Here is a 14787-nt window from a genome sequence, read left to right on the forward strand (position 1 = left end):
ACTACGTGAAAAAGAAAAGGCAGAAATGATTATATTCCATCTCTACCTTTTCACTGTTATTTTAATTTAGCAATTCGTTTCTCCATCTCTTTTTGCGTCATCGGTCCAATAAACTTATCTTGAATGACACCTTTCGTATCTATAAAATACGAAGTTGGGATTGTAATGACTTTATACGCTGTTGTCACATCAATATTCTTGTCCAATAAAATAGGAAAAGTAATTCCTTTCTCCTTAGCAAAATTACTCACCTTTTCTATCCCTCCGCCTTTTTCTGAAGGCGTATAATTTATTGCTAAAATTTCTACATTTTCTTTATGTTCTTTATAGAAAGCCTCCATATCTGGCATTTCTTGCTGACAAGGTCCACACCACGTTGCCCAAAAATTTACAATCACTTTCTTTCCTTTTAAATCCGATAACTTTACATTCGTTCCATCTAACTTCGTTAATTCAAAGTCTGGCGCACTCTTTCCTATTTCAATACCGTTACTTGCAATCATCTCTTTCATAGCAGCTTTACTTTTTTCTTGCTCTCCTTGGGCCACCTGATCGCTTTTACCAAACTGTTCATAAGCTGCATATCCCGCTAAACAAAGTAACACTACAATAATCGTAAGCTTCCGCCACATTTTATATCACCCTAACGTGTTTGTCTTGTAACATATTCACCAAAATGCTATATACCTTATTTTAGCTTATACGGACAAGCTTGGAAATATTCACAGTCTAAATAATTAGAATATTCTTATTTAAAGTGCATTTTTTTCCTTTTTATCATATAATTAGAAAAACAAATGAAGTATTACCTATCTTCTTCTAGACCCATTCACCTTTTATTTTCATGGTTATATAACCTTCAACAAAAGGGGGATTGTTTATGAATTCATTCGAAAAAATAACATTATATATTCTTAGTTTTCTTTTATACCCAATCGGTATTATTACATGGATCATTTCACTCTTTAGTAACGATCTTGAAAAAAAGAAAGTAGGGCGTATTTGTCTCTACGTTTCTCTAATCTCATTCGTCCTTTTCTTAATTCTTGGAATTGCAACTTTCCTTATGACAGCTACTTTTAACGTCGATCTGAATCATTCAGAATCTATCGAGTATCAAATAAATGACGCTGAATAAAGATAAGAGCATTGCGCTTATCTTTATTTACACCCTTTAAAAAACGAATGATTATTTATTAATTTTTCAGGACTTCCACATGCTACAATACTTCCTTCTTTCATGATGACAACGCGATCTGCTAGTATCACTTTCTCTACATCATGCGTTGCTACAATTCTCGTTACATCGCTTCCTAGTCCTTCTATCATATTCCAAACAAATTCTTGATTGCCCGGATCTAATCCCGCAGTCGGTTCATCTAAAATAATAAAATTCGGATTTGAACCAATTGCTCGCAATAATGCAAGCCGTTTTCTTTCTCCTCCCGAAAACTCTTCACCGCTTTTATGTAGTACAGTTTGAAGACCTTCAGGTAACCCCCTAATAATCGGTGTTACATTTACAAGTTCAGCACTTTTTTCTAACTCGTTTTCTAAGCCCACTTCCCCGAAATACATATTCTCTTTTACTGTCGTCCGAAAGAATCGAGGTTCTTGCCACACTGTAGTCAATCGAGCCTCATTTCCATAATAAGCAATACTACCGTTAGATGGTTTATACAAACCTGTCATTAATTTTAAAAGCGTTGTTTTTCCTGCACCACTTTCTCCGACAATCATAACGAGTTCACCAGGATTAATCTGCAAATCAATATTATGAATTCTGCATGTCTCTTCATCATTTTCCTGAAATGAGACATTTGTTATTGTCATCCCCATCGCTCTTTCTACATTACTATTTGCCACTCGTTTATCTAAAAAGAAAAACACTCTACTTGCCGAAGCAACTGCAACTTGTGTCATCATTAATAAATCCCCCACATAACGGACAGGGAAAAAGAGCATCTCAATTGTCGCTAACACTGCAACAAGTGAACCAACCTCCATTTCGCCCTGCATTATTTTTTGCGCACCTATAATAAGAACAACGATATATGCTCCTGTTTCAATCACTGTTCCAACTACTCCAATGTAATGCTGCATCATCGTCTTCTTTACTTCTGTTTTATAAGATTGTGCCGTTACTCCTTTAAATAAGCCAATAGCCCATTTTTCTTTTTGCAAACTACGTAAATCTTGCGCTCCTTTTACAAACTGTGACACCATCTCTACAACAGTTGATTGATTTTTTTGAGCAATACTAGCAATATTTCTTACCTTCTTCCCTAAAAGCATCGGAACCATTGCACTTAAAAATAAAAACGGAGTTATCCACAATATGAACTGTATATCTATATGTTGTAGTGCTATGATCGCACCGATAAATTGCGCAATGGCGTGTATATATTCTATTAATATAGAACCATATAGCCTGACCCAGTTCGGAATATCAGATACGACTAACGTTTCTAGCTCTCCTTGTTTGATTTTCTCACTCTCTTCAAACGGTAATAGGAAAAAATGGCGCAATACATCTATACGCTTCTCTCGTAATATTCGCTGGCTCGCTTTTGAGCTTACATAATCAAATGAAAGATTGTTCACCCACATCAATAAGCGGGTAACTGTAAACAAAGTAATGTAAAAATACGCTCCCTTCAGCTCTCGTTGAATTAGGTTATCTACAATTAGTCCCATGAATAGTGGACGGGATAGATTTAAAATAGCTGCAAAAATCCCACTGCATACAGCTGCTATTACTAATATTTTTTCTTTCTGTAACGGTAACAAAATTCTTTTATATTCTTTCATAGTATTCCCTCCATTTTTATAGTAAAAAGAAAGGGATGAAACCATTTGGTTTCATCCCTTTCCATAAAATAAGGAAGCTAACAGTTGTTAGCTTCCTTATCATTCATTTCAATTGTTTAGTTCGACACTTTAGACTCTTCCATTTTCTCACGAAGAACCATTTGTAAGATACCACCGTGACGGTAGTAGTCAATTTCAACTTCACTATCGAAACGAGCTACTACTTCAAATTGTTTTTCGTTGCCATCTGCATCAGTTGCAACTACTTTTACAAGATCACGCGGTCTAACTGTTTTGTCGATTTGAATTTCAAATGACTCGTTACCAACAAGACCTAACGTTTCAGCGCTTTCGCCATCTTTAAATTGAAGCGGTAATACGCCCATTAACACTAAGTTACTGCGGTGAATACGCTCGAAGCTTTCTGCGATTACTGCTTTAATACCTAATAAGTTAGTACCTTTTGCAGCCCAGTCACGAGAACTTCCCATACCGTAATCTTTACCTGCAATAACTAGAAGGCCTGTGCCATCTTCTTTATACTTCATAGCAGCATCATAGATTGATGTTACTTCACCAGTTGGCCAGTATGTTGTATATCCGCCTTCTGTTCCTGGTGCGATTTGGTTTTTAATACGGATGTTCGCGAATGTACCACGCATCATAACTTCATGGTTACCACGACGAGAACCGTAAGAGTTAAAGTCAACTGGTTGTACACCGTTTTCTAATAAGTAGCGTCCAGCTGGTGTGTGCTTACCGATTGAACCTGCTGGTGAAATGTGGTCAGTCGTTACAGAGTCACCAAATTTACCAACTACGCGTAAGCCTGATAACGTTTCAACTTCACCTGGTTCTTTAGATAAACCTTCAAAGAATGGTGGGTTTTGAATGTACGTTGAATCATTATCCCAAGTATATAAAGCTTCGTTTGAAGTTTGGATTTCATTCCAACGCTCATTGCTGTTAAATACTTGTGCATATTCTTTCTTGAACAGCTCAGATGTAACAACGCTTTGAACTACATCTTCAATTTCTTTAGCTGATGGCCAAATATCATTGAAGTAAACAGCATTGCCATTTGCATCTTTACCGATTTCATCATTTTTCAGGTCAATATCAACAGTACCTGCAAGTGCATATGCCACAACAAGTGGTGGTGATGCTAAGTAGTTTGCTTTTACAAGTGGATGAATACGACCTTCAAAGTTACGGTTACCAGATAAAACAGATGTTACTAGTAAGTCGTTTGCTGCGATTGCTTCTTCTAATTCCGGTGCTAATGGGCCAGAGTTACCGATACAAGTCGTACAGCCGTAACCAACTGTTTGGAAACCTAATTGATCTAAATACGTTGTTAAACCTGATTTATCTAAGTACTCCGTAACAACTTTAGATCCTGGTGCTAATGATGTTTTTACGTATTCAGGTACTTTAAGTCCCTTTTCAATTGCTTTCTTCGCAACTAAACCTGCCCCAATTAATACGTATGGGTTTGATGTATTTGTACAGCTTGTAATTGCAGCGATTGCGATTGCACCTGTTTTCATCGTTACTTCTTTATCTTCTAATGTAACCTTCACTTCTTTATCGAACTCTTGCTCATTAAATCCAAGTCCTTGTGTTCCAACTGGTGCTACAACAGCTTTGTGGAACGCATCTTTCATATCTGAAAGTGGAATTAAATCTTGTGGGCGTTTCGGTCCAGAAAGGTTAGATTCAATTGTATTTAAATCAATTTCAACAAGATCAGTGTAAATTGGATCTTTGCTGTCTGCTGTATAGAATAAGCCGTTCGCTTTACAGTATTCTTCAACAACGCGAATTTGCTCTTCATCTCTACCTGTTAAACGTAAGTATTCTAATGAAATATCATCGATTGGGAAGAATCCACAAGTTGCGCCGTATTCTGGTGCCATGTTTGAAATTGTTGCACGGTCAGCTAAAGGCATGCTCTTTAAGCCATTACCGAAGAACTCAACAAATTTACCAACTACACCTTTTTGACGTAATACTTGTGTTACTTTTAATGCAACGTCTGTTGCTGTAGTACCACTTGGAAGTGTACCAGTTAATTTTACACCGATTACTTCAGGTACTGGGAAGTACGAAGGCTGTCCAAGCATTCCTGCTTCTGCTTCAATACCACCAACGCCCCATCCAAGAACGCCGATACCGTTAATCATCGTTGTATGTGAGTCTGTTCCAACTAATGAATCTGGGTATGCAACTAAGTCACCTTCAGCATTTTTTACAGCGTGAACAACTGGTGCTAAATATTCAAGGTTTACTTGGTGTACAATACCTGTAGCTGGCGGAACTGCACGGTAGTTATCAAATGATTTTTGTGCCCAGCTTAAAAATTTATAACGTTCTTCATTACGTTTAAACTCTAAGTCCATGTTGAATGCAAGCGCGTCTGCTGTACCCGCTCTATCAACCTGTACAGAGTGATCAATTACAAGGTCTACAGTAATTTCCGGATTAATTTTATCAGGATCCCCACCCATGTCTGCCATTGCTTTACGAAGCGAAGCCAAATCAACAACAGCTGGAACACCAGTGAAATCTTGTAAAATTACACGAGATGGTTTAAATGGAACATCGATATCTTGCACATCTTTCGTTCCCCATTTCGCTAAATTTGTAACATGCTCTTCTGTGATTACACGTCCGTCTACTTGACGAAGTACTGATTCAAGTAAAACTTTCACGGAATATGGTAATTGAGATACGTTGCCAACCCCTGCATTTTCAAGCGCTTTCAAATCATAATAATGATACGTTTTTCCATCTACTTCAAAAGTTGCACGTGATTGAAATGGATTATGTTTGACCATTATGTTTCCCCCCTGTTAAACGTGACTAAGTTGTCTGAATATAAAATGTAGACAAACTTTTCAATACCTTACGATAATATCTTATTACAACTTTCTAAATAAGTAAATAATAAGAAACTTATAGATTATCATAAGTTTTCTTTATGTTTCTAAATTTGAATAGTGTTCATGTTCCTTATGAATACTATTACCATAAAGTAAAGTGCTCTATTAGCGCTTTCTTTACAGTTCATACATACTATGAACTGCTCATCATGCAACTTACAAAAAAAGTTATAGAGGTGAAATAAAATGGGTAAAAGAAAAGCAAATCATACTATTTCAGGAATGAATGCAGCATCTGCACAAGGACAAGGTGCTGGTTATAACGAAGAGTTTGCAAATGAAAACTTAACTCCTGCAGAACGACAAAATAATAAGAAACGCAAAAAGAACCAGTAACGAAAAATCCCAAAAGGAGCATTCACCTTTTGGGATTTTTTCTAATGTTTATAACGTAACAATTCCGAAACCGTTACAAATCGATAGCCCTGCTTTTTCAGTTCAGGTAATATTTTTGCTAGCGCTGCTACTGTTTGACTACGATTATTTCCTCCATCATGTAGCAATACTATATCACCACTTTTAGCATGTTTCACTACATGATTTACAATGGATTCAACCCCTGGATTTGCCCAATCACGTGGATCTTGATGCCACGACCATAGAACCGTTTGATAACCAGCTTCTTTCGCTGTTTTAAATACAGCATCGTTAATATAACCGCCAGGAGGACGGAATAGCAAAGGCTCTTTCACCCATTTTTCGAAAAATTTCTTTCCATCTAAAATATCATTTTCTAATTTTTCATCCGATGAATTACTTGCATACAAATGGTTCATCGTATGATTTCCAATTTCATGCCCCTCTTTTAACACTTGTTTCACTAAATATGGATTACGCTGAACTCGAAATCCAATCATAAAAAATGTCGCTTCTGCTTTATATTGGCGCAATAAATTTAAAATTTGTGGTGTATAAATTGGATCCGGTCCATCATCAAATGTAATAGCAATAATCTTTTCATTATTAGGTACTTCCCATGTTACATATCCAGTTGGTTCTAGCTCTTTTCTGAGCAACATTTTCGCTTCCACTTTTTCAACTTGAAATATATGTACTGCGCATAATAAAGAAAAAATGAGTAGAAAAATTTTCTGTTTTCGCATAATATTCGTTAAAGTAAGAGGTTGTCGAATACACAACAACCTCATTTACTTTTCTAATTGATCTACATGCTGCATAATATTTTGAAGATTATTTTCGTATTGCTCAAGTTGTGGGCGTTGTGTTTCCGAAGCTACTTCTAGTGCATTTTGAATCTGTTCATAGGCTTCCTGAACCTCTTGGCGTAATTCTTTCAAATCATGACCGTAGTTTGGATCATTTTTTACAATGTTGTTAAATGCATTTTCTGCTTGTGTAACACCTTGCTGCGCTGCTTGAAAAGCTTGTTGCTTATCTTTATGATATGGCATTATACAATCCCCTTTCCATAATAGTTAGTCCCACTTATCTTTACCTTTTTTTCTAAAAACATTCTCGTATAAATTTGCAAACTTCTCTCATTCTAAAAAGAAAGAGGAGGTGTCACAGACAATGAGCAAAAACAATCGTGAAGCGAAAGAAAAAAAGGACAACCCGAACCATTAAGCGGATCTCATAAAGTAAAAAACCGTAACCATTCACGTCAAAAACATCATGCACATCATGATATGTAAAACAAAAAATGCACACTAGCTACCTTTTCCACATACAATGTTTATATTTTTCCATTTATTCTTCACCCCTACTTCATTCATGCATAACATAGTATGAATTGAGATTTTACGGAGGGTGTCTTACATGGGCAAGAAAAAGAAGGATTGTCTTTTTCATGTTGATGGTTTCGAAGAATGGATGGATCAGTTTTGTTCTGATTCTTGTAGCAACTTTAGTTTCCCAAATCAAATTCATATTGACCTTTGTGAAACGGAACAAGAATACATTTTGGAAACAGATGTACCAAATGTGACAGAACAAAATGTAGTCATTAAAAAGATGAAGACAGGCCTAAACATTTGCATACTTCATAAAAATATTTCTTTGCAGAGGATCATTCCTTTACCCGATAATATTATTTATAAAAAGATGCTAGCCTGCTTAGAGAATGGATATTTAGCCATTCATATTTCCAAAAACGAAGTAGCTAATAAACATGAAAAGAAAGTTCTTTTTCAAATTGAGAATTAAAATAAATACAAAAATAAGCCCCAGTCGTTGACTGGGGCTTATTTTATTTCGCATGTACTTCCATATTAGAATTCCCATCATATCTTTTTTTCAATAAACCTTTCGTAACTAACAGTACTGGAAACGCTACAGTTGAAAATATAGCTAGCGCTGAAAATACTACAAATCCATTTTGGTACCCGTAATAATCGAGAAGTACTCCCCCAAACCATGGACCAATTACTGCTCCAATTCCTGAAAATCCCATTGCTCCAAAGTACGTTCCTTTTAGATGCGCAACAGCTATATCATCAATAAATACATCCGTCATCGAAAACATTAAGACTTCTCCAATTGTAAAAATAATTGTGCAAATAGCAGCACCTAGCATAGATTCTACTATTCCAAATCCAAATAATCCCCCGCTCACAAATAAAGTTCCAACCATAATGGATGCTAATGGTGTATACTTTTTACACATTTGAATAACAGGATATTGAATTACGACTACAACAATCGCATTTAATACTAACATATATGAAAATAATTTCACTCCATCCTGGAATATATGTGCATTTGCAAAATATTGTGATACTGTCGTCGTTAAGTGAGAAAAACCACAATTACTCAAAATAATACCAACTAACGCAACTAAAAATACGACATCCTTTCGTAATATACGCAGCGCATTTAGCATTGTAACAGGCTTTTCTTTATTGATTTTCTTTTGTTCCACTGGATATTTCTTAAATTGGAACGCTAGTATAACTGTATATAGAATATATACTCCAGCTGCTACTAAAAAAGGAATTGTTGATTTTGCGCTTCCAATCTGTAATCCGACAAGTGGCCCAATCGCTACTCCAACATTGATTGCACCGTAACGCAAATTATATACGAGTAAACGATACTCTGGTTTCGTTAAATCTGATAATAACGCTCTTGACGTCGGTTCAAAAAAGGACCTACATAATCCATTTAAAGCATTTAATAAAAAGAAACTTAAAACATGATCTGCAAGTGAAAATCCTATGAATACAAATACCCAAACGATCATGGACCATATTAGAATCATATTTCGACCGAATCGATCAGATAAATTCCCTCCGATAAAACTAGCAAACACTCCAACAAGTGCACTCGTTCCAATAATAGCACCCGTCATTCCAGCTGATACGCCTTTAACAGTCGTTAAATAAATTGCTAAAAAAGGAATACTCATTGACGTGGCGAACCTCGCAAATAAAGTCCCGATTATAATTGTCATTCCTAACGGATGAATATTTTGTAACTTCCCCTTCATCTTAAAAACCTACTCTCCCTGTTATCACATAAAAAAAGAAAGCAAAGGATCTGCTTTCTTTTCCCTTTTTATACTTGAGCTGTTGATACCCGCGTTGTTCTCGTTATATCCATATCTATGCCATATGTAAACTGTAATTCTTTACAAACATCTTTAATTAAAATTGCGACATTATACTTTTCATTAAATTGTAAAACGATGTTTTCTACTTCTTCATATGTATACTTATATTCCCCTGTAATGACACTTTTTAAATCAAAGCATTCATTTATACAAAGTTGCACAAGTAGCTGGTCATATTTCTCTATTACATCTTCTTTCTTCCACAGTAACTCTTTTACATATAACCGATCAAACTTCACACTTTCGCGGTTACAATCCGTTAAAATCCGGGTCATTTCGTTTAACTCTCGATACAATTCAGAAATATTTTTACTTAAACTAAGCAGTTTATCTACGCCGTTTTCATACAACATATTCATTCCACCCCCGCATTTTCTTTTTCTTATTATAGCAAGAAAATTCTAAAAAAGGCTTCTTTCTTCTGAAATATTAGGAAACGAATTTCAATTGCTTTACAATGAAACTAGTTAATGCGAGAGGAGAAAGAAAATTGGAGCAAAAATTATATTACACTGACGCTTATAAGCAAGACTTTACTACAAAAGTTATAAAGCAAGATTATGATAAAGACGGTAACTTATACGTTATTTTAAACGAAACGGCATTTTACCCAACAGGTGGCGGGCAACCCCATGATACTGGAACTTTAAATGGCATTGCTGTACTTGGTGTTGAAGAAGTCGACGAAGAAATCCACCACTTCATTGCAGAACAATTACATACAGAAGAAGTAGAAGGTAAAATTAATTGGGAGCGCCGTTTTGATCATATGCAACAACATGCGGCTCAGCACATTTTATCTGCTGCTTTTTGGGACCATTTTAACATACCTACAATTGGATTCCATCTTGGTAAAGAGACGGTAACAATTGATTTAGAAACAGAAAATCTGCATGCAGAAACAGTTGAAAAAGCAGTGCAAATTGCGAACAATATTGTTTTTGAAAACCATCCAATTCTTATTAAATGGATGAACTTAGAAGAAGCGAAAACATTACCACTTCGCAAAGAACCGACTATGACAGAAAATATACGCGTTGTTATGATCGAAAACTTTGATTATAACGGCTGTGGCGGAACTCACCCAAAACGTACTGGTGAAGTAGGTCCTATTCAAGTTCTTAGCTGGGAGCGCAACAAAGGTGGCATACGACTAACGTTTATCGCTGGCTGGCGCACACTTAAATTAATGGGACAACAACAACAAATTATGAAGGATGTTTCTAAACAATTAAACAGTAGCGAAGCTGATATTCCAGTAAAGGTAGCACAGCTTCTAACTTCTCAAAAAGAAACCGAAAAAGCTATGCAAACAATGAATGAAAAATTATTATATGCAGAGGCAAACGAACTACTTCAACAACCTACCAAAATACATGCTGGCATACTTATTTCTAAAGTGTTTACAAATCGTTCTATGCAAGAAATCGCAAAGCTATCCGCTATTATTACAGAACAACAAGAGCATGCCATTACATATTTCGTTATTGAAAACGAGGACAAATTACAATGCATCCTCGCTTGTGGCAAAACAGTCACACTCGATATGAATGCTCTTTTAAAAGAGGCACTTCCTACAATTGAAGGAAAAGGTGGCGGAAATAAAAAAAGTGCTCGTGGCGGTGGGAAAGCGATTATGACTGGGGATGAGTTTTTAAATCAACTTGTTTCTTCTTTACAGTCAGCAGTGTAAAACATGTTATGAAGGATAGCGAACGGCTATCCTTCAACTATATTTACAGGCCAATATTTTGTTTCAATCCTTGGTAACTCCCTGCATTTGCAAACCCTTCATTTACAAGCTTTATAAAGGTTTCCGAAAAACCATGCTGACTTAATTCGTCTATTGGCATCATTTGTACATCATGAATCGGATTATGATCAAATTCATTTGATGGTAACATAATTTCCCCTGTAATCTTTTCAAGTAGAAATGTAATATGTAATAAAGATGGACTGGCATCTGGTTTATCACAAACATAGAGTAGCTTCTTAATTTTAACTTCTAATCCCGTTTCTTCTCTCATTTCTCTAACCATCGCCTCTTCTAACATTTCACCATTCTCCACTCTTCCTCCAGGTAAAGACCAATTCCGATTAGCAATTTTTTGCTTTACTAGCAATACTTTTTCATCTTCAATTAAAATTCCAGTAACACGAACTTGCATTACATTTTCCATATGTAATCTTCTCTTCCCATTATATTTACAAATTAATCCTTCCATAAAAAGAACGTACGTTTTATAATTAAAGAAAAATATGGAAGAAAGAAGTTGTTACATTCATGCGTCCACCTTTAACAAAGTCTATATCACTTGAAGATTTCCAAAACTATTATTGGTTAAAAGAAGAACTGCAAACATTTTGTCGTGAGCATGGGTTGCCAGCTAGTGGCTCTAAGATTGAAATAGCCAATCGTATCTCCCATTATTTACATACTGGTAAAATATTAAAAAACAGCTCTGGTCCAAAAGCGAGTAAAACTTCTCTCTCTTATAAAGACCTTTCTCTTCAAACTGTTATTACTGAAAATCACCGCTGTAGCGAAGAGGTTCGGGCCTTTTTCAAAGAAAAAATTGGAGCAAACTTCCGCTTTACAGTAGCTCTTCAAAAGTTTTTTAAAGAGAATGTTGGAAAAACATATGAAGATGCGATAACGTTTTGGTATGAAGAAAACGAACGAAAAAAAGACCCTACATATAAAACAACTATCAGCGCGCAGTTTGAATACAATCGCTTTACTCGTTACTTTTTCGAAGATCCAAATAACAAAGGAAAATCAAAAGCTGATGCTATCGCTGCTTGGAACGAAATAAAAGCAAAGCCTGGTAGCAATGCTTATGTTCCTCAAAAAGTAGAGAACTAGTTCCTTGCTAGTCTTCTACTTTCTCAAATAATAGTGCAAGCCCTATTCCGCCCCCTATTCCTAACGTCGCGATTCCGTATTTCATACGCTCTCGTTTCGCCTGATAAAACAAGCGCGTTACAAGCATAGCCCCAGATGCACCGTATGGATGACCAAGCGCAATTGCTCCACCATTGACATTCAATTTTTTATATGGAATTTGTAACTCCTTTGCACAAGCAACAACTTTTGAAGCAAACGCTTCATTTATTTCAAAATAATCGATGTCCTCTACTTTCATATTCATTTCGTTTAATAATTTGTTCACCGCAAATATCGGACCAGTCCCCGGAAGATTTGGATCCACTCCAACTACAGCACTACGAACGAAACGAAGAACAGGCTTGTATCCTAATTTTCGGGCTTCCCCTTCTTCCATTACAAGAACGGCACATGCTCCATCATTTACACCGCACGAATTACCGGCCGTTACTGTACCATTTTGTAAAAATACGGGTTTTGTTCTTTTAATCATTCTTTCATACTTCATTTCTCGTTTTATAGCTTCGTCAAAAGATCCATTAAAAGAAAGTATTTCATCCTGTAAATATCCATTTTCTAATGCTTGCAGTGTCCGTTTATAACTAAGGTAAGCGTACTCATCTTGCATTTCTCGCGTTATATTATAACGCTCTGCAACATATTCAGCCGCCACTCCCATATTAGGATCACCAATTGTTTCTGGTGAAAATCGCGCTCTATTTTGAAATGGTGATGTACTTGTACTCTCTACTCCTCCTGCAATATAACAATTACCGGCCCCGCCTTGAATAAAATGACATGCGGTGCGGATCGCTTCCAATCCGGCACCACATTGCCGGTCAATCGTTACACCAGGAATACGATATCCAAGTCCTGCTTCTAAAGCAGATAATCTTGCAACATTCCCTCCTGGTCCAACAACATTCCCTAATATGACCTCGTCTATTTCTCTCTCAATTCCTTTACTTAAAAATGTAAGAAGAGGTGCTGCTAATTGCTGAACTTCATACCCTTTTAACATCCCATTCTTCTTACCAATAGGTGTCCTTTTTGCTTCTACAATAACCGCTCTATTCATATATCTTCTCCCGGTTTTCAATTATACTTTTTGCTGCCATACGAGCGATTTTCCCGCTATTTGTATACGGTATTTCATCAACGAAATACCATTCTTTCGGTATTTTAAAAGAGGATAATCGTTGTAAGCAAAAACTTTTTAATTGTTGCTTCGTAGCACTTCCTTTTACGATGGCGACAGGTTTTTCACCCCAGTAACTATCTTCCACACCAATTACAACTATTTCATCAACAGCTGGATGTTCATGTAATACGCTTTCTATTTCTTCTGGGAAAATATTAATTCCTCCAAATAAAATCATATTCTTCTCTCTACCGACAATATAAATAAAGCCTTCTTCATCTTTATAACCTACATCTCGCACTGTCATCCAGCCATCTGCAGTCAACTCTGGAACTAAAACCTTATCCAATATGTAGCCCATAAAAAACTGATCACTGTTCACATAAACAGTTCCTATCTCGCCTTTCGTTACTTCTTCTCCTGCTCCATTACATATTCGCACTTGCACATTGTGACAAGGTTTCCCTACTGAATTGGGCTTTCTATTACTCTCTTCATCAACTAGCGCTGTTACAAAGCTTAACTCCGATGCACCGTAAAATTCGTATTTTTTCGCATTAGGGAATATACTCTTTATTTTTTCTTTCGCTTCAGCTTCCCATTTCGCTCCTGACGAAATAATTTTCATGTCATTTTCTATTACTCTTTTTTCTTTATATAAAGATTCTAGCATTGTCGGAACTGTATACATGACCGAAATATGTTCCATTTCTAACTTGTCCAACACTTGTTTTGGAATAAACTTCCTCATAATATGTACGGTTTGTCCTATATATAATGCACTTATTGCACCGTATAAGAAAAGAGAGTGAACGAGCGTTCCAGCTATTAAAATAGAGTCTTCTTTTTTCATATGAAAATCATGTATATTACAATTAAAACTATGAACCCACGATTGTTGCGCACGTAAAAATGCCTTTGCCTTTCCTGTTGATCCTGATGTAAATCCCATATAAAAAGGAGCATCTTGTAAACTTTCTACAATGTGCTCTGTAGGAAGATAGTTCTCTATTATTTGTTTCCATCTATCAATTTCAATTACTCTTTCTTCTTCATCCAATAGATCATTTAACTTATATTGCTCTGTCACAATCATATCCGGATTACTGATTGCAATCCTTTCTTTAAGCTCATCCTGTTTCCACCTTATATCTAATGGCACACAAACCCATCCGGCCATAGCGGCACCAGCGAATAGTTCTAAAAACTCTATACGATTTTCTAATACAATCGCTATCTTTTTATTCTTCGATTCTTTTTCATTCAACCAGTTTGCTACTTTATACACTGACTCAAACCACTCTTTGTATGTTAAAACTCGATCATTTTCCTTAATTGCTATTTTATTTGGTTGTAAAGAGGCATGTTTTTTATATTCTTTTGTAATACCCATATGAGACGTCCTTTCTTTCCAAAATAATAAAAAGAAACA

15 protein-coding genes and 1 pseudogene are annotated in these 14787 nt (G+C 36.0%); 6 read left to right on the forward strand and 10 right to left on the reverse strand.

Annotated elements, in window-relative coordinates; all coding sequences use genetic code 11:
* Window positions 1-56 precede the first annotated feature (56 nt).
* Window positions 57-632, reverse strand: coding sequence for a TlpA family protein disulfide reductase (locus ACTT1L_RS04590; RefSeq protein WP_046198956.1), 576 nt, complete (start codon window positions 630-632; stop codon window positions 57-59).
* A 248-nt stretch (window positions 633-880) separates the two neighbouring features.
* On the opposite strand from ACTT1L_RS04590, the gene ACTT1L_RS04595 reads away from it, so the two are divergent.
* Complete coding sequence (locus ACTT1L_RS04595) at window positions 881-1138, forward strand: hypothetical protein (RefSeq protein WP_442821815.1); 258 nt, start codon at window positions 881-883, stop codon at window positions 1136-1138.
* Between the two features lie 23 nt (window positions 1139-1161).
* Here the strand turns inward: ACTT1L_RS04595 and ACTT1L_RS04600 are convergent, their stop codons facing one another.
* Complete coding sequence (locus ACTT1L_RS04600; protein WP_071742844.1) at window positions 1162-2811, reverse strand: ABC transporter ATP-binding protein; 1650 nt, start codon at window positions 2809-2811, stop codon at window positions 1162-1164.
* Window positions 2812-2927: 116 nt separating this feature from the next.
* The gene (acnA, locus tag ACTT1L_RS04605; RefSeq protein WP_442821816.1) at window positions 2928-5651 is read right to left on the reverse strand and encodes an aconitate hydratase AcnA; all 2724 of its coding nucleotides are present in this window, start codon (window positions 5649-5651) and stop codon (window positions 2928-2930) included.
* Window positions 5652-5942: 291 nt separating this feature from the next.
* Here acnA and sspO point away from each other — a divergent pair, with 291 nt between their 5' ends.
* Window positions 5943-6092: an acid-soluble spore protein SspO gene (gene sspO, locus ACTT1L_RS04610; protein ID WP_000518052.1), complete on the forward strand. Its 150-nt coding sequence runs from the start codon at window positions 5943-5945 to the stop codon at window positions 6090-6092.
* A 41-nt stretch (window positions 6093-6133) separates the two neighbouring features.
* Here sspO and pdaB read toward each other — a convergent pair whose 3' ends face one another.
* Both pdaB and ACTT1L_RS04620 read right to left on the reverse strand, forming a co-directional pair.
* Window positions 6134-6859 carry a polysaccharide deacetylase family sporulation protein PdaB gene (pdaB, locus tag ACTT1L_RS04615; RefSeq protein WP_116777259.1) on the reverse strand — a complete coding sequence of 242 codons (726 nt, stop codon included), beginning with the start codon at window positions 6857-6859 and terminating at the stop codon, window positions 6134-6136.
* Between the two features lie 45 nt (window positions 6860-6904).
* Window positions 6905-7168, reverse strand: coding sequence for a hypothetical protein (locus ACTT1L_RS04620; protein ID WP_001146294.1), 264 nt, complete (start codon window positions 7166-7168; stop codon window positions 6905-6907).
* Window positions 7169-7289: 121 nt separating this feature from the next.
* Here ACTT1L_RS04620 and ACTT1L_RS04625 point away from each other — a divergent pair.
* Both ACTT1L_RS04625 and ACTT1L_RS04630 read left to right on the forward strand, forming a co-directional pair.
* Window positions 7290-7411: pseudogene (locus ACTT1L_RS04625) on the forward strand (small acid-soluble spore protein P).
* A gap of 124 nt (window positions 7412-7535) precedes the next feature.
* Window positions 7536-7922, forward strand: a complete 387-nt coding sequence (locus ACTT1L_RS04630; RefSeq protein ID WP_000516746.1) for an Hsp20/alpha crystallin family protein — start codon at window positions 7536-7538, stop codon at window positions 7920-7922.
* A gap of 43 nt (window positions 7923-7965) precedes the next feature.
* On the opposite strand, the gene ACTT1L_RS04635 is transcribed toward ACTT1L_RS04630, so the two are convergent.
* Together ACTT1L_RS04635 and ACTT1L_RS04640 are read right to left on the reverse strand one after the other, a co-directional pair.
* Window positions 7966-9204, reverse strand: a complete 1239-nt coding sequence (locus ACTT1L_RS04635; protein ID WP_000676837.1) for an MDR family MFS transporter — start codon at window positions 9202-9204, stop codon at window positions 7966-7968.
* A 68-nt stretch (window positions 9205-9272) separates the two neighbouring features.
* Window positions 9273-9680, reverse strand: coding sequence for a hypothetical protein (locus tag ACTT1L_RS04640; protein ID WP_000965134.1), 408 nt, complete (start codon window positions 9678-9680; stop codon window positions 9273-9275).
* A gap of 137 nt (window positions 9681-9817) precedes the next feature.
* Between ACTT1L_RS04640 and ACTT1L_RS04645 the strand changes: the two genes are divergently transcribed.
* Complete coding sequence (locus tag ACTT1L_RS04645; RefSeq protein WP_148662492.1) at window positions 9818-11020, forward strand: alanyl-tRNA editing protein; 1203 nt, start codon at window positions 9818-9820, stop codon at window positions 11018-11020.
* A gap of 43 nt (window positions 11021-11063) precedes the next feature.
* Here the strand turns inward: ACTT1L_RS04645 and ACTT1L_RS04650 are convergent, their stop codons facing one another.
* The gene (locus ACTT1L_RS04650) at window positions 11064-11507 is read right to left on the reverse strand and encodes an NUDIX hydrolase (RefSeq protein WP_000432558.1); all 444 of its coding nucleotides are present in this window, start codon (window positions 11505-11507) and stop codon (window positions 11064-11066) included.
* A 104-nt stretch (window positions 11508-11611) separates the two neighbouring features.
* Here ACTT1L_RS04650 and ACTT1L_RS04655 point away from each other — a divergent pair, with 104 nt between their 5' ends.
* Window positions 11612-12193 carry a DUF6434 domain-containing protein gene (locus ACTT1L_RS04655; RefSeq protein WP_071742841.1) on the forward strand — a complete coding sequence of 194 codons (582 nt, stop codon included), beginning with the start codon at window positions 11612-11614 and terminating at the stop codon, window positions 12191-12193.
* A 7-nt stretch (window positions 12194-12200) separates the two neighbouring features.
* Here ACTT1L_RS04655 and ACTT1L_RS04660 read toward each other — a convergent pair whose 3' ends face one another.
* Both ACTT1L_RS04660 and ACTT1L_RS04665 read right to left on the reverse strand, forming a co-directional pair.
* Window positions 12201-13292: an acetyl-CoA C-acyltransferase gene (locus ACTT1L_RS04660; RefSeq protein ID WP_076868619.1), complete on the reverse strand. Its 1092-nt coding sequence runs from the start codon at window positions 13290-13292 to the stop codon at window positions 12201-12203.
* Window positions 13285-14748, reverse strand: coding sequence for an acyl-CoA synthetase (locus ACTT1L_RS04665; protein ID WP_071742838.1), 1464 nt, complete (start codon window positions 14746-14748; stop codon window positions 13285-13287). The genes ACTT1L_RS04660 and ACTT1L_RS04665 overlap by 8 nt, the downstream gene beginning before the upstream one ends.
* Window positions 14749-14787: the final 39 nt, after the last annotated feature.

The organism is Bacillus sp. FH, assembly GCF_052216825.1.
In the GTDB taxonomy this organism is placed as follows: Bacteria; Bacillota; Bacilli; order Bacillales; family Bacillaceae_G; genus Bacillus_A; species Bacillus_A paranthracis.

Excerpts from the sequence above, each read along its gene's own strand:
- ACTT1L_RS04590 (WP_046198956.1), bottom strand. The coding sequence starts at position 632 with ATGTGGCGGAAGCTTACGATTATTGTAGTGTTACTTTGTTTAGCGGGA.
- ACTT1L_RS04595 (WP_442821815.1), top strand. The coding sequence starts at position 881 with ATGAATTCATTCGAAAAAATAACATTATATATTCTTAGTTTTCTTTTA.
- ACTT1L_RS04600 (WP_071742844.1), bottom strand. The coding sequence starts at position 2,811 with ATGAAAGAATATAAAAGAATTTTGTTACCGTTACAGAAAGAAAAAATA.
- acnA (WP_442821816.1), bottom strand. The coding sequence starts at position 5,651 with ATGGTCAAACATAATCCATTTCAATCACGTGCAACTTTTGAAGTAGAT.
- sspO (WP_000518052.1), top strand. The coding sequence starts at position 5,943 with ATGGGTAAAAGAAAAGCAAATCATACTATTTCAGGAATGAATGCAGCA.
- pdaB (WP_116777259.1), bottom strand. The coding sequence starts at position 6,859 with ATGCGAAAACAGAAAATTTTTCTACTCATTTTTTCTTTATTATGCGCA.
- ACTT1L_RS04620 (WP_001146294.1), bottom strand. The coding sequence starts at position 7,168 with ATGCCATATCATAAAGATAAGCAACAAGCTTTTCAAGCAGCGCAGCAA.
- ACTT1L_RS04630 (WP_000516746.1), top strand. The coding sequence starts at position 7,536 with ATGGGCAAGAAAAAGAAGGATTGTCTTTTTCATGTTGATGGTTTCGAA.
- ACTT1L_RS04635 (WP_000676837.1), bottom strand. The coding sequence starts at position 9,204 with ATGAAGGGGAAGTTACAAAATATTCATCCGTTAGGAATGACAATTATA.
- ACTT1L_RS04640 (WP_000965134.1), bottom strand. The coding sequence starts at position 9,680 with ATGTTGTATGAAAACGGCGTAGATAAACTGCTTAGTTTAAGTAAAAAT.
- ACTT1L_RS04650 (WP_000432558.1), bottom strand. The coding sequence starts at position 11,507 with ATGGAAAATGTAATGCAAGTTCGTGTTACTGGAATTTTAATTGAAGAT.
- ACTT1L_RS04655 (WP_071742841.1), top strand. The coding sequence starts at position 11,612 with ATGCGTCCACCTTTAACAAAGTCTATATCACTTGAAGATTTCCAAAAC.
- ACTT1L_RS04660 (WP_076868619.1), bottom strand. The coding sequence starts at position 13,292 with ATGAATAGAGCGGTTATTGTAGAAGCAAAAAGGACACCTATTGGTAAG.
- ACTT1L_RS04665 (WP_071742838.1), bottom strand. The coding sequence starts at position 14,748 with ATGGGTATTACAAAAGAATATAAAAAACATGCCTCTTTACAACCAAAT.